Annotated in this window: 19 protein-coding genes; 14 read left to right on the plus strand and 5 right to left on the minus strand. The window is 59.7% G+C overall.

Features of this window, described 5'->3' with window-relative positions; translation table 11 throughout:
• Window positions 1-1,176 carry an acetyl-CoA C-acyltransferase family protein gene (locus AC2FM5_RS11080; RefSeq protein ID WP_496735567.1) on the plus strand — a complete coding sequence of 392 codons (1,176 nt, stop codon included), beginning with the start codon at window positions 1-3 and terminating at the stop codon, window positions 1,174-1,176.
• Window positions 1,177-1,271: 95 nt separating this feature from the next.
• On the opposite strand, the gene ubiB is transcribed toward AC2FM5_RS11080, so the two are convergent.
• The gene (ubiB, locus tag AC2FM5_RS11085) at window positions 1,272-2,801 is read right to left on the minus strand and encodes a 2-polyprenylphenol 6-hydroxylase (protein WP_496735569.1); all 1,530 of its coding nucleotides are present in this window, start codon (window positions 2,799-2,801) and stop codon (window positions 1,272-1,274) included.
• Between the two features lie 3 nt (window positions 2,802-2,804).
• The gene (gene ubiE / locus AC2FM5_RS11090) at window positions 2,805-3,557 is read right to left on the minus strand and encodes a bifunctional demethylmenaquinone methyltransferase/2-methoxy-6-polyprenyl-1,4-benzoquinol methylase UbiE (RefSeq protein WP_170367545.1); all 753 of its coding nucleotides are present in this window, start codon (window positions 3,555-3,557) and stop codon (window positions 2,805-2,807) included.
• A gap of 86 nt (window positions 3,558-3,643) precedes the next feature.
• Between ubiE and mutM the strand changes: the two genes are divergently transcribed.
• The 7 genes from mutM (at window position 3,644) to recF (ending at window position 10,269) form a co-directional block, all read left to right on the plus strand.
• Window positions 3,644-4,495, plus strand: a complete 852-nt coding sequence (gene mutM / locus AC2FM5_RS11095) for a bifunctional DNA-formamidopyrimidine glycosylase/DNA-(apurinic or apyrimidinic site) lyase (protein WP_496735571.1) — start codon at window positions 3,644-3,646, stop codon at window positions 4,493-4,495.
• A 66-nt stretch (window positions 4,496-4,561) separates the two neighbouring features.
• Window positions 4,562-5,338, plus strand: a complete 777-nt coding sequence (acuK, locus tag AC2FM5_RS11100) for an acryloyl-CoA hydratase (protein ID WP_170367547.1) — start codon at window positions 4,562-4,564, stop codon at window positions 5,336-5,338.
• A gap of 230 nt (window positions 5,339-5,568) precedes the next feature.
• Complete coding sequence (rpsT, locus tag AC2FM5_RS11105) at window positions 5,569-5,832, plus strand: 30S ribosomal protein S20 (RefSeq protein ID WP_093963612.1); 264 nt, start codon at window positions 5,569-5,571, stop codon at window positions 5,830-5,832.
• 238 nt (window positions 5,833-6,070) lie between these two features.
• On the plus strand, window positions 6,071-6,298 hold the full coding sequence (locus tag AC2FM5_RS11110) for a hypothetical protein (protein ID WP_170343116.1): 228 nt from the start codon (window positions 6,071-6,073) through the stop codon (window positions 6,296-6,298).
• Between the two features lie 76 nt (window positions 6,299-6,374).
• On the plus strand, window positions 6,375-7,766 hold the full coding sequence (gene dnaA / locus AC2FM5_RS11115; protein WP_170342394.1) for a chromosomal replication initiator protein DnaA: 1,392 nt from the start codon (window positions 6,375-6,377) through the stop codon (window positions 7,764-7,766).
• 221 nt (window positions 7,767-7,987) lie between these two features.
• Entirely contained in the window at window positions 7,988-9,109 is a 1,122-nt protein-coding gene (dnaN, locus tag AC2FM5_RS11120; protein ID WP_170342392.1) for a DNA polymerase III subunit beta, read from the plus strand.
• A 59-nt stretch (window positions 9,110-9,168) separates the two neighbouring features.
• Entirely contained in the window at window positions 9,169-10,269 is a 1,101-nt protein-coding gene (gene recF, locus AC2FM5_RS11125; protein WP_170373223.1) for a DNA replication/repair protein RecF, read from the plus strand.
• 5 nt (window positions 10,270-10,274) lie between these two features.
• Here recF and AC2FM5_RS11130 read toward each other — a convergent pair whose 3' ends face one another.
• Window positions 10,275-10,841, minus strand: coding sequence for a carboxymuconolactone decarboxylase family protein (locus AC2FM5_RS11130; protein ID WP_170343112.1), 567 nt, complete (start codon window positions 10,839-10,841; stop codon window positions 10,275-10,277).
• A gap of 97 nt (window positions 10,842-10,938) precedes the next feature.
• Here AC2FM5_RS11130 and AC2FM5_RS11135 point away from each other — a divergent pair, with 97 nt between their 5' ends.
• Window positions 10,939-11,511, plus strand: coding sequence for a TetR/AcrR family transcriptional regulator (locus AC2FM5_RS11135; protein WP_170406942.1), 573 nt, complete (start codon window positions 10,939-10,941; stop codon window positions 11,509-11,511).
• 125 nt (window positions 11,512-11,636) lie between these two features.
• Entirely contained in the window at window positions 11,637-14,054 is a 2,418-nt protein-coding gene (gyrB, locus tag AC2FM5_RS11140) for a DNA topoisomerase (ATP-hydrolyzing) subunit B (protein ID WP_496735576.1), read from the plus strand.
• Between the two features lie 220 nt (window positions 14,055-14,274).
• On the opposite strand, the gene AC2FM5_RS11145 is transcribed toward gyrB, so the two are convergent.
• Window positions 14,275-15,309, minus strand: a complete 1,035-nt coding sequence (locus tag AC2FM5_RS11145) for an alpha/beta fold hydrolase (RefSeq protein ID WP_496735578.1) — start codon at window positions 15,307-15,309, stop codon at window positions 14,275-14,277.
• A 133-nt stretch (window positions 15,310-15,442) separates the two neighbouring features.
• Between AC2FM5_RS11145 and AC2FM5_RS11150 the strand changes: the two genes are divergently transcribed.
• The gene (locus AC2FM5_RS11150; RefSeq protein WP_496735580.1) at window positions 15,443-16,294 is read left to right on the plus strand and encodes an alpha/beta fold hydrolase; all 852 of its coding nucleotides are present in this window, start codon (window positions 15,443-15,445) and stop codon (window positions 16,292-16,294) included.
• 231 nt (window positions 16,295-16,525) lie between these two features.
• Here AC2FM5_RS11150 and AC2FM5_RS11155 read toward each other — a convergent pair whose 3' ends face one another.
• The gene (locus tag AC2FM5_RS11155) at window positions 16,526-16,825 is read right to left on the minus strand and encodes a hypothetical protein (protein ID WP_496735582.1); all 300 of its coding nucleotides are present in this window, start codon (window positions 16,823-16,825) and stop codon (window positions 16,526-16,528) included.
• A gap of 570 nt (window positions 16,826-17,395) precedes the next feature.
• Here AC2FM5_RS11155 and AC2FM5_RS11160 point away from each other — a divergent pair.
• The 3 genes from AC2FM5_RS11160 (at window position 17,396) to AC2FM5_RS11170 (ending at window position 19,276) form a co-directional block, all read left to right on the plus strand.
• Window positions 17,396-17,911, plus strand: a complete 516-nt coding sequence (locus AC2FM5_RS11160) for a DUF805 domain-containing protein (RefSeq protein ID WP_496735583.1) — start codon at window positions 17,396-17,398, stop codon at window positions 17,909-17,911.
• Window positions 17,912-17,985: 74 nt separating this feature from the next.
• Entirely contained in the window at window positions 17,986-18,756 is a 771-nt protein-coding gene (locus tag AC2FM5_RS11165; protein WP_496735584.1) for a hypothetical protein, read from the plus strand.
• On the plus strand, window positions 18,740-19,276 hold the full coding sequence (locus tag AC2FM5_RS11170) for a hypothetical protein (protein WP_496735585.1): 537 nt from the start codon (window positions 18,740-18,742) through the stop codon (window positions 19,274-19,276). Before AC2FM5_RS11165 ends, AC2FM5_RS11170 begins: the two co-directional genes overlap by 17 nt.
• The last annotated feature ends 18 nt before the right edge of the window (window positions 19,277-19,294 follow it).

The following is a 19,294-nucleotide window of genomic DNA, read 5'->3' on the forward strand; positions in this document are numbered from 1 at the left end:
ATGACCGACATCGTGATTTTGGATGGTGCCCGCACCGCAATCGGTACGTTCGGAGGGTCGCTGGCCGCGACCGCGCCGATCGATCTGGCCACCGTCGTGACCAAGGCTGCGCTTGAGAAATCCGGCGTCGGAGGCAACCAGATCGGGCATGTGGTGTTCGGGCATGTCATCAACACCGAGCCGCGCGACATGTACCTGTCCCGCGTCGCGGCGATGCAGGCGGGCATTCCGAACGGCACCCCGGCGATGAACGTGAACCGGCTGTGCGGGTCGGGCGCGCAGGCCATCGTATCGGCAGTTCAATCGCTGATGCTGGGGGATGCCGAATTTGCCGTGGCCGGCGGCGCCGAGAGCATGTCGCGCAGCCCTTACATCGTTCCGCAGGCGCGTTGGGGCGCCAAGATGGGCGACATCAAGTCGCTGGACATGATGCTGGGCGCGCTGAACTGCCCCTTTGGCACCGGGCATATGGGCGTCACCGCCGAGAACGTTGCCGATGAACACCAGATCACGCGCGAGGAGATGGACGCGTTTGCGCTGGCCAGCCAGCAGCGCGCGGCGGCTGCGATCGAGGCGGGCTATTTCGACAGCCAGATCGCGCCGGTGCAGGTCAAGGTCAAGCGCGACATGGTCGATTTCAAGGTCGACGAGCATCCCAAGGCCACCACGGCCGAAGCCCTGGCCGGGTTGCGCCCGGTGTTCCAGAAGGACGGGCGTGTGACCGCGGGCAACGCCTCGGGCATCAATGACGGCGCGGCGGCGATGGTTCTGGCCACGGCCGATGCCGCCGAGAAAGCCGGCCTGACGCCCAAGGCGCGCATCCTAGGCTATGCCCATGCCGGCGTTCGCCCCGAAGTGATGGGGATCGGCCCGGTTCCGGCCGTGCGCAACCTTTTGGAGCGAACCGGCCTGTCGGCGGGCGATTTCGACGTGATCGAAAGTAACGAGGCCTTTGCCGCCCAGGCGCTGGCGGTGAACAAGGAACTGGGGCTGGATCCGGCCAAGGTGAACCCGAATGGCGGAGCCATCGCCCTGGGTCATCCGGTGGGGGCCACCGGGGCGATCATCACGCTGAAGACTTTGTACGAGTTGGAGCGCATCGGTGGGTCGAAAGGGTTGATCACCATGTGCATCGGTGGCGGGCAGGGGATTGCCATCGCCATCGAACGGCTCTGATCCGAGGCTGGGCCGGAGGGCTGTCTGCCCCCCCATCGCGCCGGGGCGCGATTCCCCCCGAGGATATTTTTGGCCAGATAAAGCGGCGGCGTCTGTCAGCCCAGGCCCGCAAGGATCAGGACGGCCACTGCCCCGGCGGCTGCTCCGATCGCGGCGGGAATGGCCTTGGGCCAGAAATCTGACCCGGATGGGTCATCCTTGCGGGTCTGGGCGATCAGGGCATTTTCGACCAGATCAGGCAGGCGGGGCCCGAACCGCGCAAGCACCAGCGCTGTTTTTCCAAAATCACGCAGGGCGGCGCGGGGACCGATGGACTGCTTGATATAGTCCTCGACCACGGGGCGGGCGACCTCCCAGATGTTCATATGCGGGTCGAGCGAGCGGGCAACGCCTTCGACCACCACCATCGTGCGTTGCAGCAGAATCAGTTCGGTGCGGGTTTCCATGCCAAAGCGTTCGGTCACCTCGAACAGGTAATTCAGCAGGCGGCCCATCGAGATATGGGTGGCATCCATGCCGAAGATCGGTTCGCCCACTGCGCGCAGGGCGCGGGCGAATTCATCGACGTCCTGGTTAGCCGGGACATAGCCGGCCTCGAAATGCACCTCGGCCACGCGTTTGTAGTCGCGGCGGATGAAGCCGAAGAGGATCTCGGCATAGACGCGGCGGGTGTATTCGTCGATATGGCCCATGATGCCGAAGTCATAGGCGATGATGTCGCCGTTCGCGGCGACCTTGAGGTTGCCCTGGTGCATGTCGGCGTGGAAGAAGCCATCGCGCAGGGCGTGCAGCAGGAATAGGCGCAGCACACGCTCGGCCAGGTCGCGGCGGTCGTGATTTGCGGCGTCCAGCGCGTCGTTGTCGCCCAAGGGGATGCCGTCTGCCCAGCTGAGCGTCATGACCCGGCGCGCGGACAGCGACCACACCACGGGCGGCAGCCAGAAGCCTTCGTCATTCTGCGTGTTGGCGGCAAATTCCGAGGCTGCCGAACTTTCGAGCCTGAGATCCAGTTCGCCGCGGACGACGCCGTCGAAATGCTCGATCACGTCCATCGGGCGCAGTCGGCGCGCACCGGGGGCGAAAAGCTGGACGATCCGGGCGGCGAAATAGAACGCATCCACATCCTTGCGGAACGCGCGTTCGATGCCGGGGCGCAGGACCTTGACGGCCACATCCTCGCCTGTGCTGGCCAGTTTGGCCTTGTGGACCTGCGCGATCGAGGCGGCCGCGATCGGTTCGCTGAACTCCGAGAACATCTCGTCCAGAGGTTGGCCCAGCTCCTTTTCGACCTCGGCCATGGCCACGTCGCGTGGAAAGGGGGGCAGCTTGTCCTGCAGGACGCGCAGCTGTTCGGCCAGCTCTTCGCCGACGACATCGGGGCGCGTGGACAGGACCTGACCGAACTTGATGTAGGCCGGGCCCAGGGCGGTCAGCGCCCGGGTCGCCGGCGGCATGGACGGGTCGCCCTTGTAGCCCAGCCATTGGAACGGTTTGCCCAAGGTGTGGGCCACGATCCGCAACGCGCGCGGGGCTTCGAAAGCGTCGAGCACCACGTTCATTGCGCCCGTGCGCTCCAGCGTGGCGCCTGTGCGGATCAGGCGGATGATGTTGTGGGGGCCGCGCATGCGTCAGATCTTCCAGCCGGAATGCAGGGCCGCGATGCCCATGCTGAGGTTGCGGTATTTCGCGTTTTCGAATCCGGCGGCGCGCACCATGCCCAGAAAGGTATCCTGATCGGGGAACTTGCGGATCGACTCGACCAGGTATTGATAGCTGTCGTAGTCGTTCGCGATCAGCTTACCCATGCGCGGGATCACGTTGAAGCTGTAGAGGTCATAGAGTTTCTGCAGCCCGTCATTGGGCAACTGGCTGAACTCCAGCACCATCAGGCGGCCGCCGGGCTTGAGCACGCGGTAGGCCTCGTTCAGGGCTTCTTGCGGGCGGGTCACGTTCCGGATGCCGAAGGAAATGGTGTAGACGTCGAAGGTATTGTCCTCGAACGGCAGGGCCATCGCGTCGCCCACCACCCAGTCCAGGCTGTCGGCCATCTGCGCGGCCTCGGCGCGCTTGCGCCCCTCGACCAGCATCGGCTCGGTCAGGTCCAGCACCGTGGCATGGCCGTGGCCCGCCCGCTTGAGGAAGCGGAACGAGATGTCGCCCGTACCGCCCGCCACGTCCAGCAGGCGCTGGCCGGGGCGCGGCGCCAGCCAGTCCATCATGGCGTCCTTCCAGACCCGGTGGATGCCCATCGACATCACGTCATTCATCACGTCGTATTTCGACGCGACCGAGTTGAATACGCCCTGCACGCGCCCGGCCTTTTCGGCCTCGGGGACGGTTTCGAAACCGAAATGAGTGGTCTTGTCGCTGTTGTCGGACATAAGCCTTGCCGTTCGTCGAATTTCGTCTCTGTTATAGGGCCTGGAAACCGGGGCACAATGCGGCCCTTTGGAATAGGAGCCGTCTAATGCCCGAATTGCCCGAGGTCGAGACAGTAAGACGCGGCCTTGCCCCGGCGATGGAAGGCGTGGTGATCGAAAGGGCGGACGTGAACCGCCCCGATCTGCGCTGGCCGTTCCCCGAGCGGATGGCCGAACGGCTGACCGGCCAGCGGGTCGAACGTCTGCGCCGACGGTCGAAATACATCCTGGCCGATCTGAGCGGCGGCGAGACCCTGTTGATTCATCTGGGCATGTCGGGCCGCATGACCGTGTCGGGCGATCCGCTGGGACAGTTCGTGCATCATCACCCGATGCCGCAGAAACATGACCATGTGGTGTTTCACATGGCCAACGGCGCGCGCATCACCTTCAATGACCCGCGCCGGTTCGGGGCGATGGACCTGATGCCCACGGCCACCGCCGAGCAGCACAAGCTGCTGGCCGTGCTGGGGCCGGAGCCGCTGGGCAACGATTTCAACGAGACCTATCTGATCGACGCCTTCCGCGGCCGGGGCACACCGGTCAAGGCGGCGCTGCTGGATCAGAGAATCGTTGCCGGGCTGGGCAACATCTATGTCTGCGAGGCGCTCTACCGCGCCAGAGTGTCGCCACGTCGCAAGGCGGGTCAGATCTCGGCCGGGCGGGTCGGAGCCCTGGTTCCGGTGATCCGGACGGTGCTGGCCGAGGCCATCGAGGCCGGCGGATCCTCGCTGCGCGATTTCCGGCAAGCCGATGGAGAGCTTGGATATTTTCAGCACAGTTTCGACGTCTACGGGCGCGAGGGCCAGCCCTGCCGGACCGAGGGCTGCGGGGCCGAAATCCGCAGAATCACCCAGTCGGGACGCTCAACCTTCTATTGCGCGCAATGCCAAAGATAGCTTGATCCGAGTTTTCCGCGTGGTAAGGAATTGGACCTGAACGGAACAACCGAAAGCTCAGACCTCATGGCTTTTGAGACGATCATCGTCGAAATCGAAGACCACGTCGCCCTAATCAAGCTCAACAGACCCGATGCGTTGAACGCGCTGAACACTCAGCTTCTGGGTGAGTTGTGCGAGGCGCTCGAGGACGCGGACACCAATGACAAGGTGCGCTGCATCGTCATCACCGGATCGGAAAAGGCATTCGCTGCGGGCGCGGACATCAAGGAGATGTCCGAGATGAGCTTTGTCGATGTCTACACCACCAACCTGTTCGCCGACGCCAACGACCGGATCACCGCGATCCGCAAGCCGATCATCGCGGCGGTGGCGGGCTATGCGCTGGGCGGCGGGTGCGAGCTGGCCATGATGTGCGATTTCATCATCGCCGCAGACACCGCCAAGTTCGGCCAGCCTGAGATCAATCTGGGCGTCATCGCCGGGATGGGCGGCAGCCAGCGCCTGACGCGGTTCGTGGGCAAGTCCAAGGCGATGGACATGAACCTGACCGGGCGTTTCATGGATGCCGAAGAGGCCGAGCGCTCGGGCCTCGTGTCGCGCGTGGTGCCGGCCAAGAAGCTGATCGAAGAGGCGACCGGCGCAGCCCAGAAGATTGCCGAGAAATCGCTGCTGACCGCGATGGCCGCGAAAGAGGCTGTCAACCGCAGCTACGAGGTGCCGCTGAGCGAGGGCATGCTGTTCGAGCGGCGCGTGTTCCATTCGATGTTCGCGACCGAAGACCAGAAGGAAGGCATGGGCGCCTTCCTTGAAAAGCGCGCGGCCCAGTTCCGCGACAAATAACCGGCGCCGACAAGACTGCAGGATCAGGCGGGCGTTGCCCGCCTTTTTTCATGGCGGGCAACAAAGCCAAGAATCGGCTTGGCAAAGTCTGAAAACTTGGCTATTGACCGCCACCATACATGCGCGTGCGGCCCGCTTGGCCCGATTCACACTCGTGATTTCTGATCCGGTGCGGGTAATTCCGTGACGTGCAACCCTAGACAAACGTACCGAACAAAGGTCAGAGACACATGGCAAACTCGCCCCAGGCAAAGAAGCGCGCTCGTCAGAACGAGAAGCGTTATGCAATCAACAAAGCACGTCGTTCGCGCATCCGCACCTTCCTGCGCAAGGTCGAAGAAGCTATCGCATCCGGCGACAAGGACGCGGCAACCGCCGCTCTGCGCGCGGCCCAGCCCGAGCTGATGCGCGGCGTCACCAAAGGCGTGTTCCACAAGAACACCGCAGCCCGCAAGATGTCGCGCCTGTCGGCGCGCGTCAAAGCGCTGGGTTGACCTAGCGTCAACATTTGCTGGTTCATTCCGGTTTCGAAGGCGTCGCCCCGTGCGGCGCCTTTTGCGTTGTTGCCAGAATGCCGCGCCTTCACGAGCCCGAGAGATTCTTTCGCCCAAAGACCCGAGTCAATATCAGAGTTTCGTTGCCCGGCCCCATTGCCTCTTGCTACGACAGTTTCAGCGATTCACTCGCTTGGGGGGACAGGCTGTTCCTGCGATCGGACTGACGGGCATCAGAATGATCCAGGGGCGAATGTCGGCAACCGGTGCCAACCGGTTTGACGATCTGCTGCGGATCTCGGCTACTCCGATGATCTTGGCCCTGTCGAAAACTGGAACTGCGTGGCGCAAACCGCGGTTTGGGCGGCTGTACTTTTTGGTCGTCGTCAAACAGGCAAGCGTCGTGACCACTGATATTCCCGCCGACTCCTGGGGTTTCGGCGATCGAATATCTGCGCGCGAGTGAACGCATAAGAACCGGGATACCGGTCACAATCATAAGGCCGATTAGGTCAAAAATATTGGGATGCGTGAGGCGCTGGATGACACAAGAAAAATGGGGACAACTGCGTAACAAATTGCTGAAGGCCGTGGGCCGGAACAATTTTACGACCTGGATTGAACCACTGGAATTTCAGGAATTGAAGGGAGGCGTAGCCGTATTTTCGGTTCCAACCAACTTCATGGGGAACTACGTCAGTCAAAATTTTGCAGACCTCATTCTGTACGAGCTGAACACGGCCGGAGAATCGGTTCAGCGCCTGGCCTTCCGGGTGGCCGCCAACTCACCGGCGCGTCCCGCCGCCGCGGTCCAGCCGGTCGAAGACCAGCCCGAGCCGGTCAATATCGAGCTGGCACCGGAAAGCAACGGAACCAATGAGGCGCTCGAGTCGCTGCAGGCCGCGCCATTGGATGCACGTTTTACCTTCGACACCTTCGTCGTCGGCAAGCCCAACGAACTGGCCCATGCCGCCGCGCGCCGTGTTTCCGAAGGCGGCCCCGTCACATTCAACCCGCTGGTTCTGTACGGTGGGGTTGGGCTCGGTAAAACGCACCTGATGCATGCCATCGCCTGGGAGCTGAAGACCAAACGCCCCGAGCTCAACGTGCTGTACCTGTCGGCTGAACAGTTCATGTACCGCTTCGTGCAGGCCCTGCGCGAGCGCCGGATGATGGATTTCAAACACTTGTTCCGCTCGGTCGACGTGCTGATGGTCGATGACGTGCAGTTCATCGCCGGCAAGGATTCGACGCAGGAGGAGTTCTTTCACACCTTCAACGCGCTGGTGGATCAAAACAAGCAGATCATCATCTCGGCCGACCGCGCGCCGGGTGAAATCAAGGATCTGGAGGAACGGGTCAAGTCGCGTCTGCAATGCGGACTGGTGGTTGACCTGCACCCGACCGATTACGAGCTGCGCCTGGGCATTCTGCAGAACAAGGTGCAGCAATACGCCAAGACCTATCCCGACCTGAAGATCGCCGATGGCGTGCTGGAATTCCTGGCCCATCGCATCTCGACCAACGTGCGCGTTCTGGAAGGGGCGCTGACCCGGCTGTTCGCCTTTGCCTCGCTGGTCGGCCGCGAGATCGACATGGAGCTGACGCAGGACTGTCTGGCCGACGTGCTGCGCGCCTCGGAACGCAAGATCACCGTAGAAGAGATCCAGCGCAAGGTTTCCGACTATTACAACATCCGCCTGTCCGACATCATCGGTCCGAAACGCCTGCGGTCCTACGCCCGCCCGCGTCAGGTGGCGATGTATCTGTGCAAGCAGCTGACCAGCCGGTCGCTGCCCGAGATCGGCCGCCGCTTTGGCGGGCGTGACCACACCACCGTCATGCACGGCGTCAAACGCATCGAAGAGCTGAAGCTGACTGACGGTCAGATCGCCGAAGATGTGGAAATGCTGCGCCGCGCGCTCGAAGCCTGAGCCCGCGCAATCCGGCAAACCGCCCCGGCCTTGCGCGGGGGCGGTTTTTCTGTGCGCATTTTTCCACGATTTCCACGGAACTGGGGCGCAGGGCCGCTCGGGACCTTGACGGTTTGCGCGTTCCGACCCAGAAATCGGTAAAAAATCCTTGTGCCTCAGGGCTGAACCGCTAACTTGCCAGTCCCGCCCATGTAAGCACTCAAATCAGAGGAATTGAGGGTATGAAGATCAGCATCGAACGCGGCACGCTGCTCAAGGCCGTTTCGCAGGCCCAATCCGTTGTGGAACGCCGCAACACGATTCCAATCCTGGCCAACGTGCTGATCGAGGCCGAGGGCGATCAGGTTCTGTTCCGCGCGACCGATCTGGATATCGAGGTGGTCGACAAGGCCCCCGCGCAGGTCGAAAAGGCGGGTGCAACCACGGTTGCGGCAACGACCCTGCACGAGATCGTGCGCAAGCTGCCCGATGGCGCGCTGGTCACGCTGACCGCCGACAGCGCGGCTGGCCGGCTGACGGTCGAGGCGGGGCGGTCGAACTTCTCGCTGGCGACCCTGCCGAAAGAGGATTTCCCGGTGATGGCGTCCTCGGAGTACCAGTCGAACTTCACCGCTTCGGCGGCTCTGCTGCGGCGGCTTTTCGACAAGTCGAAATTCGCCATCTCGACGGAAGAGACCCGGTATTACCTGAACGGCGTCTACATGCACGTGACGGATGGCCCTGAGGGCGGCAAGGTGTTGCGCTGCGTGGCCACGGACGGGCATCGTCTGGCGCGGATCGACGCGGATTGCCCCGACGGGGCCGCCGATATGCCTGGCGTGATCGTGCCGCGCAAAACGGTGGGCGAGCTGCGCAAGCTGCTGGAAGATGACGACATGGACATCGCGGTGTCGGTCAGCGAAACCAAGGTGCGCTTTGCCACACCCGACATCACGCTGACCTCGAAGGTGATCGATGGGACTTTCCCCGACTACACCCGCGTGATTCCGCAGAACAACACCCGCAAGATGGAAGTCGACGCGGCCGAGTTCGCCCAGGCCGTCGACCGGGTGGCAACCGTGTCGTCCGAGCGGTCCCGTGCGGTAAAGCTGCAGCTGGACGGCGACAAGCTGGTCCTGTCGGTGAATGCGCCCGACAGCGGCGCCGCCGAGGAGGAGCTGGCCGTGGCCTATGGCGACGAACGGCTGGAAATCGGCTTCAACGCCAAGTACCTGCTGGAAATCGCAAGCCAGGTGGACCGCGAGAACGCGGTGTTCCTGTTCAACTCGGCGGGCGACCCGACCCTGATGCGCGAAGGCAATGACCAGAGCGCGGTCTATGTCGTGATGCCGATGCGCGTCTGATCGCGCGGGCGCGGGATGCGTCCGGCGCGCGTGTTTGTACAAGGATGAAGGGAGGGGTCATGGCTTTGGCCCTGACCGAATTGACGGTCTCGCATTTTCGGTCGCACAAGCTGGCGCGCATGGCGCTGGACGGGCGGCCGGTGGCCTTGTTCGGGCCGAACGGGGCCGGCAAGACCAATATTCTCGAGGCGGTATCCCTGTTTTCACCCGGCCGCGGCATGCGCCGGGCCAGCGCCGCCGAGATGACGCGCCGGCCCGAGGCGCTGGGCTGGAAGCTGAGCGGGTTGCTGGACGTTCAGGGCCGCCGGTCCGAGATCGAAACCTGGTCCGAGGGGGGCGCAGCGCGGCAGGTCCGGATCGACGGAAAGGCAGCCAGCCAGATCGATCTGGGCAAGCTGGCGCGGGTCGTCTGGCTGATGCCCGCGATGGACCGGCTTTGGATCGAAGGCGCCGAAGGCCGGCGGCGGTTTCTGGACCGGGTGACGCTGAGTTTCGACCCGAGCCATGCCGAGGCCGCGTTGATCTATGAAAAGGCCATGCGCGAACGGAACCGCCTGCTGAAAGAGCAGGTGCGTGACGCGCATTGGTACGCGGCGCTCGAGGCTCAGATGGCCGAAACCGGGCATCGCATTCATACCGCGCGGCTGGGTGCTCTGGCGCAGTTGCGCGCGGCGCAGGAACAGGCCGAGACCGCCTTTCCCTCGGCGGAACTGGAACTTGTTCAATCGGAAGGGGACATGCCCGAAAGCGCGCAGGATCTGTTGGAGGCGCTGGCCGAAAGCCGGTTCCGCGACCTAGCGGCGGGGCGCACATTGGTGGGGCCGCACCGGTCGGATCTGTATGGGGTTTTTGCCGCAAAAGGCGTTGCGGCCAGTGAATGTTCGACCGGAGAGCAGAAGGCGCTGCTGGTGTCGTTGATTCTGTCCAACGCGCGGGCGCTGGCCGCGCAGGTCGGAGCGCCACCGATCCTGTTGCTGGACGAGGTTGCGGCCCATCTGGACGCGGACCGCCGGGCGGCGTTGTATGACGAAATCTGCGCGCTGGGGGCGCAGGCCTGGATGACCGGAACAGGCCCCGAGTTGTTCGCCGAACTGGGCGACCGGGCGCAGTCTTTCGTGGTCAATGACGCGGGTGACGGCTCGACCGTCACCCCCGCCTGAGCGGATCAGGCCGGCTCGCCAACCTTGCGTTCCCACAGGAAGGGACGCATCACCTCGTCCACCGGCGTCTGGGCCATGTGGTTGACGTAGTTCGACATGGTTTTCTGCGCCAGGCCCAGGATCACGTCCAGAACGGCGCGGTGCGAATAGCCTGCATCAAAAAACGCCTGCAACTGCGCGTCGGTGACGTTGCCGCGCTGGTTCATCACCTGCACCGTGAACGTACGCAGTGCTTCGAGCTTGGGCGAGGGCAGCGGGGTTTCATTGCGCAGCGCTTCGGTGATCTCGTCGGACACCTTCATCATCTTGGCGATGCCGGTATGGGCCGGAACGCAATAGTGGCATTCGTTTTCCACGTTGATGGTCTGCCAGACGACCGTTTTCTCGTCATTGTCGAAATCGGTCTGCAGGAACAGGTGGTGCAGAACCTGATAGGCCTCAAGGTGCTGTGGGCTTTCGGCCATGACCTTGTGCAGGCCCGGCAGGCGGCCAAACGCGGCCTGCGATTTCTCGAGCAGGGGTTTTGAACCTTCAGGGGCGGTGTTGAGGTCATGCGAGGGAAAATCGGCCATTTCGGGTCTCCTTTTCTGGCGGCTGAGTCCGAAATAGGCTTTATTGAGCGATCACTCAAGTATATATTTGAGTAATCGTTCAAGAATTGGTGATCACATGCCCCGCAAACCTGCCTATGACCGTGACGCGCTGATCGCGCAGGCCAGAGACCTGTTCTGGCGCCAGGGCTGGGCGGGCACGTCCCTGAAGGATCTCGAGCGTGCGCTGAAGTTGAAGCCAGGCAGCTTTTACGCCGCCTTCGGGTCAAAGGACGCCTTGTATGCCCTGACGCTGGAACGCTATGCGGATGAAGGTGTTGCCCGGCTTGAAGCCTTGGCCGAGGAGCTTGGGCCGCTGGGTGCGCTCAAGACCCAGCCGCAGTTGGTGGTCGAGGCCGCGAACGCGCCTGCAAAGGCCTGCATGCTGGCCAAGACCTATGCCGAGTTGAGCGCAAAGGACCATGATCTGGCGCAACTGGCCGCGACCCATCTGTCGCGGATGAAGGCCTGTTTCGCCGATCTGTTCCGGCAGGCGCAGGCGCAGGGGCAGATCGGTCTCGACCATGATCCCGAGCGGCTGGCGACGCGCTATCAGTCCGACCTTTTGGGCCTGCGCCTGTCGGCCGAGCGCGGCGATGTCGATGCCCGCCAAATCGCTGCTGATATCGCCGCCGATCTGGATAGATTGTGACCGTCTGAGGTCGGCCGATCAGCTCGGCTCGCGGCTGAAAGAACCGGCACAAAATCTGGGGGGATGACGTGACATTCCCCACCAGAGAACGTATAACTTACCAAAATAATATAGGTACTGACGGCATGTCCGAAGACGCACAGGCAAATCAGGAATACGGCGCAGATTCCATCAAGGTTCTCAAGGGGTTGGAGGCTGTCCGCAAACGCCCCGGTATGTATATCGGTGACACCGACGACGGGTCCGGTCTGCACCACATGGTGTACGAGGTCGTGGACAACGGCATTGACGAGGCTCTGGCCGGTCACGCCGACCATGTGACCGTCAAGATTCACGCCGATTCCAGCGTCTCGGTCAGCGACAATGGTCGCGGGATTCCGGTGGACATCCACCCCGAAGAAGGCGTCTCGGCGGCCGAGGTCATCATGACCCAGCTGCACGCCGGCGGGAAATTCGACTCGAACTCGTACAAGGTGTCGGGCGGTCTGCACGGCGTGGGCGTTTCGGTGGTGAACGCTCTGTCCGATTGGCTGGAGCTGCGCATCTGGCGCAACGGCAAAGAGCATTTCGCTCGGTTTGAGGGCGGCGAAACCTCGGAGCATCTGAAAGTGGTCGGCGAATGCGGCGACCGGACCGGGACCGAGGTGCGGTTTCTGGCTTCGACCAATACGTTTTCGAACCTAGAGTATTCGTTCGAGACGCTGGAGAAGCGGTTGCGCGAACTGGCCTTCCTGAACTCGGGCGTTCGGATCATCCTGGTTGACGAACGGCCGGCCGAGCGGCTTGAGACCGAACTGTTCTACGAGGGCGGCGTCAAGGAATTCGTGAAATACCTCGACCGGTCGAAAACTCCGGCCATGCCCGAGCCCATCTATATCAAGGGCGAGCGCGACGATATCGGGGTCGAGATCGCGATGTGGTGGAACGACAGCTATCACGAAACCGTCCTGCCATTTACCAACAACATCCCCCAGCGGGATGGCGGCACGCATGTCGCTGGCTTCCGTGGGGCGCTGACCCGCACGATCAACAACTACGCACAGTCCAGCGGGATCGCGAGAAAGGAAAAGGTCAGCTTCACCGGCGATGATGCGCGCGAAGGCCTGACCTGCGTGCTGTCCGTCAAAGTACCTGACCCGAAGTTTTCCAGCCAGACCAAGGACAAGCTTGTCAGCTCGGAAGTGCGACCGGCTGTCGAAGGGTTGATGAACGAGAAACTGGCCGAGTGGTTCGAGGAGAACCCCAACGAGGCCAAAACCATCGTCGGCAAGATCATCGAGGCCGCCTTGGCGCGCGAAGCGGCGAGGAAAGCCCGCGAACTGACCCGACGCAAGACGGCGATGGACGTCAACTATCTGGCCGGCAAGCTCAAGGATTGCTCTGAGAAGGACCCGGCCAAAAGCGAAGTTTTCCTGGTCGAGGGGGACTCGGCCGGTGGATCGGCGCAGACCGGTCGCGATCGTCTGACGCAGGCGGTTCTGCCTTTGCGCGGCAAGATTCTGAACGTCGAACGTGCGCGGTTCGACCGAATGCTGTCCAGCCAGGAAATCGGCAACCTTGTGATGGCGCTTGGCACCGGTATCGGCCGGGACGAGTTCGATATCTCGAAGCTGCGCTACCACAAGATCGTCATCATGACCGATGCTGACGTGGACGGTGCACATATCCGGACCCTGTTGCTGACGTTCTTCTACCGCCAGATGCCCGAGTTGATAGAGGGTGGATATCTCTACATCGCGCAGCCGCCGCTGTACAAGGTTTCACGAGGAAAGTCAGAGGTTTACCTGAAGGATCAGGCGGCGCTTGACGACTATCTGATCAACCAGGGTGTCGAGGGCGCCGTGCTCAAGTTGGGCTCGGGTGAAGAGATCGTGGGTCAGGATCTGACCCGTGTGGTGGACGAGGCGCGCCAACTCAAGCGCGTGTTGGACGCCTTCCCGACGCATTACCCGCGGCACATCCTTGAACAGGCCGCCGTTGCCGGGGCGTTTGTGCCCGGGGCGGTGGATGCCGACCTGCAGGGTGTGGCCGACAAGGTCGCGGCGCGGCTGGACCTGATTGCGCTGGAATACGAGCGCGGCTGGCAGGGCCGGATTACGCAGGACCACGGTATCCGACTGGCGCGCATCCTGCGCGGCGTCGAGGAAGTCCGCACGCTGGACGGTCCGATGCTGCGTTCCGGCGAAGCGCGCAAGACAGGCAGCTTTACCCAGAGCCTGCAGGACGTCTACAACCTGCCGGCCACATTGGTCCGCCGCGACCGGTCGCAGGTCATCCACGGCCCGCTGGATCTGCTGCGCGCCATTTTGGAAGAGGGCGAAAAAGGCCTGTCGCTCCAGCGCTACAAGGGCCTGGGTGAGATGAACCCCGATCAGCTGTGGGAAACTACGCTGGATCCGGATGCGCGGACATTGCTGCAGGTACGTGTCGATGACATGGTCGAGGCCGATGACTTGTTCACCAAGCTTATGGGCGACGTGGTCGAGCCGCGCCGTGAATTCATCCAGAAAAACGCGCTGAGCGTGGAAAACCTGGATTTCTAATCGTGTGTAGACCAGCGGCAAGTCATAGCAGGCATGCAACATGTGGAAACATATTTGCCGCTGGAAGAATGCCCAATTTGGTCTGCGAACAGTCGTTGAAGTGAATAGCGGCGAGCGGCAATCGAACCTTCGCGACGCTCGGCGTGAACGATTGCTCTGCGGACAAAGCTGCCATTGCCACGTTAGATCAGATTAATAGGTTTGCAGTTTCATGCTCTAATCAGAACAGATGCCCATACGTGCGAATTGCATGCTGTCTGTTTTGCAGTTCAAGTTTGGCGTAGATTTTACTTGTGTGGTTTCGAACGGTTTTTTCACTCATTTGAAGACTGTTAGCAATTTCTTTACTACTCATTGCCTGACAGATAAGTCTCAGCACGTCCTGTTCGCGTTTTGTCAAATCGTTAAAGTCCGTCGTTTGACCGGAAGAGGTGAACTCAAGCAAACTCTTGGAAAAAGCGCGCCAAGCAGGTTCATCGCGTTGGATAATGTGGTTTTTCCCCTCCAAAGCAGACATTATCGCTCCGGGAATTTTCTGAGCGAGACGTTGCCCTTCTTCAAACGGAATAACCTGATCATCCCTTGAATGGATCACCAGTGTCGGCACTGAAACCTTTGGCAGAAGGCACTCAACATTTACGTCAGCGCGCGCCATAAGCAGGTCGGCCCCTGTCTCAGGCAAAACGGTCTTTTGGCAAAGATCTGTGAACCATGAGCGCTGTTCGACTGCCGCGCCAGGAAGAAATCTTGATGTGAATACATCTTGGAATGCTGGGTTGTCATTCTCCCAACCCAAGCGAAATACATCGATTACAGTCTTGTAGTTCTTGGCGGCAACCGGTCCACGGTGGTTACTGCCCCTTGCATAGCCGCCAACAAGTATCATCCCAGCGACCCTGTCGGGATACATGAGCGAATACGCGATAGAAGTCGCCGCACCCTGAGAAACACCCAGAAGATAGAATGGTTCATTTATTTCAGCGGCGTCGATTACAGCTTCGAGATCATCAACCCAGTAATCAATACTCAGATTCTCAACTCGCTTGTCAGATAATCCGCAGCCTCGCTCATCATATCGAACAAGGGTGAATTGACTTTCTAACATTTCGATCCAGTGCGACCAAATTGGACTGTCGAGATCATAACTGAGATGCGTAAGCCAATTAGCCGCCTTTACCATGGGCAGGCCGTTTCCGGATTTGCTCCACGCCAGCGACGTACCATCGCTTGAGGAAGTGTATCTAACGGTTCGCATGTCCTTTTTTAGTCATTTTGGGGCAAATGTCCCAACAATTTCCCGTCGCTTTGAGTCTAGCCGGGACATGTGTCCGATAGGCTGAAGGACAGATGCGTGACACCATTGTGAAATTCAGATTGGAGGTCATCACATGAATAAACAATTTGACGCATCACTACACGCTTCGCCGTCCCGGTCCCAAATTTCGCCCGCTCCCTGCGTGGGGCTACATTGTTCCGGTGCTGACGGAAGCCAGTGGCGCACTCTGTTTGCCCGGATGAGCGATGAAACCAAAACAATAGCGCCCGACCTAATTGGAACCCTGTCTCGGGGTCATAAAATCCCCGACGGGCCGTTCACATTGGAAGACGAAGCTGCTTCGATCATCACTGAGATTGAGAAGCTTGGCAGACCCGCTCACTTGATTGGACACTCGTATGGAGGAGCGCTGGCGTTGCATATCGCCAGAGCTCGACCCGACCTTGTTCGATCACTTTGTCTCTATGAACCAACTTTGTTCAGCCTACTGAAAGCCGGAAACGCGGCTGACGGTTCATTGTATTCCGAGATTGTAAGCCTCACAAACGCAATACGAACGGGAATAGAAGAGGGATGCGAAGAGTTCAGCGCTCAGGTTTTTACTGATTTTTGGGGAGGACTTGGCTCTTGGCAAGCCCTGAGCCGTGAACGCAGGTGCGCTATGATTGATTGGGTCCACAAAGCCCCAAGCGATTTCGATGCGCTTCTGAATGAACCTGATCCAGAAAATATTTTTCATGAAGGAATTCCCTCTACGATCATGCTCGGATCGGAGACTCATGCGCACACGAAGCGCATCGCAGAAATTCTGGCAAGCCAAGGTAAGCTTGCTGAGCTAAAGGTTCTGAAAGGTGCCGGCCATTTGGGGCCCTTTACCTTCAAGGAAAGTTTCGAGATGGAGGTGCTGTCACATATTAGAACTGTTGAGCATCGGTGCAATCGCCGCAAACCACGGCTTGGCTGACTCCGAGACCAAATCCTCTAGAAGTATCCAAGGCAGTCCCAACGGCAAAAGGAACACCCCGGACAAGGGGTCTCGTTCCTGTCCCAGCCAGCCAAATTTGCCCGTCAAAAATGCAATCAATGCCAACAGGTACAGAATGCGAATACGATGATGGTGGTTCTACAAACCAAGTCGAGCCTCAGCAGATCAAGCCAGTGCTGCGCAGCCGATTTCGGCTACGCAGCAGACTGCTCACAATGCGCCTTCGTCGCCCAGGAATTCGATACCAGCTGTCGCGCCATCACTGTAAGCAATGCAATTCCAAGGAGCACGATCCTCGCCAACGCCGACTGTGACCTGTGTTCCCGCCTCGCTAAATTCGGATGAGAGCACAACGACTTGCGAATTGTTCGTTGTTTTGGCCACATCTCGCAAACACGCCTGCTGAGCGGGTGTGAGTTCGGCGGACGCACTGGATGTACCTGTGTCGTCGCAGGCCGCAAGCAGTGCGAAACAAGTTGCGCTCGCAAGCATCACCATCTTGTTGGTCATCTTCTTCTCCCTCTGAGTCTGTTGAAATTAGCGAAATTGGATACGCTTGTTTGAAGCTCTCGCGTTTGGGCACCGACAGAACACACAACGTTCCTGTGACGACCTTTCCCAAAACTTGCCAAGGGAGGCTTGGCGGGCAGATCACTATTACGTTGACTGCCAAGACCTCCAACAACGTGGGATGGCCGAATGAAATCACTGGCAAAAGCTAGAGCAAACTCTGGAAAGAGGGCGAGTACGTTAAGTCTAAGCATCGCGCTCTCCCAACGACTGATCCGTGTAAAGTGCCTTCCGGCTGCCAGCACTCACTCCAGCGGCCGGAAGGGCTCGGGAAAGCGAGCAGCAACGACAACAACGGAGGTAAAATGAAAGTTGCGTCAAATTCGCATGTTTGAATCTTATTTTTCACAAATCAACATTTTTTCCGCGCGCAAACTTCGCTACCTTCTCTAAGGATAGTTTTTTGGCGTTCAAACACAAAAGGAAGGTGGAAAACCCAGAAAGGCAAGTCTGTTCTTTTAGGTGGCGAGGCGTTCTGAGGCCGCACAGAAACAATAAAGGGATCGAAAGATGGGATTTGGTGAAGCCGTTAAGACATGTTTCTCGAAATACTTCCAGTTTTCCGGCCGGGCTTTACGCTCAGAATATTGGTGGTTCTTCTTGTTTGTGGTTCTCGTGAGTGCTGCTTTGGCTGTGCTGGATACGATCATATTCGGGACCAACCCCGAAACAGGCCAGGGATCTCGGGTCCTGTCCTCTGTTTTCCAACTGGCTGTTCTCATACCTATGCTGGCCGCCGGTTGGCGAAGGCTGCATGATACAGGACGACCTGGCTGGTATTTGCTGCTGCCGATGGCGCTCAGCATTACAACGCTCTTTGTTATGCTGGGTGGGGTGGCGATCTTCTCGGTATTGGAGCAAGGGACGGAAAACCCCGATGCATTGCGAGGACCTGCGGCCGTCCTGGGCGTGACCGGTATTGTTGTTGTCTCAATTCTTCAATTGGTTCTGTCCATCCTGATGATCTGGTGGCTGACGCGACCTTCCCAAGAAGGCGCAAACGAATACGGCGCACCTGTTTCCTAACCTGGTTGCCTGGGTAACGGGCCGGCAACTCTGGCTGAATGACAGCACGAACCACAACATCATGGAGAGAGATGATGAGTTTCAAAACGATTTACTTTGGAACGATGATGATGGCAGGAGCGACCACAGCATCAGCGGAGTGGTCGTTCAACTCCGGGCCTAACCCCAATGCTTTTATTCAGACCGGAAACATGACGCTGGAACTTCAGTGTAATCGTATCCGCTTTGCTCCGGCTGGATATGAGGATAGCCAGGACATCGTGGAAAAGCAGGGGCTCTCCATTCGTTTCTTGAAGAACGGCACCACCGAAGTTGGAGCATTTCAGGTCGGCGCAGAAAACGCTGCCCTGCAGATCGTCGACAACTATCCAGTCGAGGTCGGTTTCAATAGTCAACAGGACTATGATTTTGTACTGGACCAGCTTGCGGCCAATGCATCGGTTAATCTGTCGATGATTGATCAAGATGTCAGCTACGGAATCTTTGACTTGAAGGGTTCCGGCACGGCAATTCGGTCCCTTCGTTCCGCCTGCGATTCAGGTGCTAGCCAAGGGGCCTCCTACGAAGCACCCGAAGGCATTGTCTATTGTGGTGGCGGAGCGATAAAACGCCAAATCGAATACCTAATTCTGGACAATCCAGAGGGGGAGTGGGACGCGCGAGTAACGGTCAACGGCGAGTCGATCAGAGCCATGACGGCCTACAGTTACTTCGGAAACTATGAGCCGCCCGCCGGATTTGTCGTCGCCCTGCTTGGGGAGGACAGGTCCGAGTTTCTGATTTTTAGCGAAGGCTCGGCAAACTGGCTGGAATATGGGGACTACACGTATGATCAGTGCAATTGATACCTCCTTCCAACCAGCTTCCCAAATAGCGCGTCATATGAAATGTTTGGTCGCCGGGGTTATGCTTGCTTCGGGCCTGGTTTGGACCTCACCAGTTGTCGCGGCTGATGTATCGCAACTTCCGCCCGGTTTGCAGGCGAAGGTTGATCTGGCGGCACAGGCCTGCGCGGAGTTCAACGACGGTCAGTTTGACTTAGATTGGGGTGCGGTTGAGAGGGTAGATCTCGACGGAGATCTACAACGCGACTGGGTTCTGAATGAATCTGGTTTCGCGTGTTCCAGCGCCGCATCTCTTTTTTGCGGAACTGGCGGTTGCATGTCGCACTTTTGGGTAAGCGAAGAGGTGCACTCCTTGCTCAACCAAGGCTGGACAGTCGTTGATTTTGGGCGTCAACGCGTTGTTGTTGCGGATATTCATGGATCCAATTGCGACGGAATAAACCCAACGCCTTGCGTCACCGCCAGTGTTTGGGATGCGGACGCTAAGACGTGGCGTTCGTCTGCTGGCGATTGGGAATAAGTTGCATTTGGGCACCGC

The organism is Ruegeria sp. BHSA162, assembly GCF_059613385.1.

Excerpts from the sequence above, each read along its gene's own strand:
- AC2FM5_RS11160 (WP_496735583.1), top strand. The coding sequence starts at position 17,396 with ATGGGATTTGGTGAAGCCGTTAAGACATGTTTCTCGAAATACTTCCAG.
- rpsT (WP_093963612.1), top strand. The coding sequence starts at position 5,569 with ATGGCAAACTCGCCCCAGGCAAAGAAGCGCGCTCGTCAGAACGAGAAG.
- AC2FM5_RS11150 (WP_496735580.1), top strand. The coding sequence starts at position 15,443 with ATGAATAAACAATTTGACGCATCACTACACGCTTCGCCGTCCCGGTCC.
- ubiB (WP_496735569.1), bottom strand. The coding sequence starts at position 2,801 with ATGCGCGGCCCCCACAACATCATCCGCCTGATCCGCACAGGCGCCACG.
- AC2FM5_RS11080 (WP_496735567.1), top strand. The coding sequence starts at position 1 with ATGACCGACATCGTGATTTTGGATGGTGCCCGCACCGCAATCGGTACG.
- acuK (WP_170367547.1), top strand. The coding sequence starts at position 4,562 with ATGGCTTTTGAGACGATCATCGTCGAAATCGAAGACCACGTCGCCCTA.
- AC2FM5_RS11135 (WP_170406942.1), top strand. The coding sequence starts at position 10,939 with ATGCCCCGCAAACCTGCCTATGACCGTGACGCGCTGATCGCGCAGGCC.
- AC2FM5_RS11155 (WP_496735582.1), bottom strand. The coding sequence starts at position 16,825 with ATGACCAACAAGATGGTGATGCTTGCGAGCGCAACTTGTTTCGCACTG.
- AC2FM5_RS11145 (WP_496735578.1), bottom strand. The coding sequence starts at position 15,309 with ATGCGAACCGTTAGATACACTTCCTCAAGCGATGGTACGTCGCTGGCG.
- AC2FM5_RS11110 (WP_170343116.1), top strand. The coding sequence starts at position 6,071 with ATGATCCAGGGGCGAATGTCGGCAACCGGTGCCAACCGGTTTGACGAT.
- AC2FM5_RS11165 (WP_496735584.1), top strand. The coding sequence starts at position 17,986 with ATGAGTTTCAAAACGATTTACTTTGGAACGATGATGATGGCAGGAGCG.
- AC2FM5_RS11130 (WP_170343112.1), bottom strand. The coding sequence starts at position 10,841 with ATGGCCGATTTTCCCTCGCATGACCTCAACACCGCCCCTGAAGGTTCA.
- gyrB (WP_496735576.1), top strand. The coding sequence starts at position 11,637 with ATGTCCGAAGACGCACAGGCAAATCAGGAATACGGCGCAGATTCCATC.
- mutM (WP_496735571.1), top strand. The coding sequence starts at position 3,644 with ATGCCCGAATTGCCCGAGGTCGAGACAGTAAGACGCGGCCTTGCCCCG.
- ubiE (WP_170367545.1), bottom strand. The coding sequence starts at position 3,557 with ATGTCCGACAACAGCGACAAGACCACTCATTTCGGTTTCGAAACCGTC.
- recF (WP_170373223.1), top strand. The coding sequence starts at position 9,169 with ATGGCTTTGGCCCTGACCGAATTGACGGTCTCGCATTTTCGGTCGCAC.
- dnaA (WP_170342394.1), top strand. The coding sequence starts at position 6,375 with ATGACACAAGAAAAATGGGGACAACTGCGTAACAAATTGCTGAAGGCC.
- AC2FM5_RS11170 (WP_496735585.1), top strand. The coding sequence starts at position 18,740 with ATGATCAGTGCAATTGATACCTCCTTCCAACCAGCTTCCCAAATAGCG.
- dnaN (WP_170342392.1), top strand. The coding sequence starts at position 7,988 with ATGAAGATCAGCATCGAACGCGGCACGCTGCTCAAGGCCGTTTCGCAG.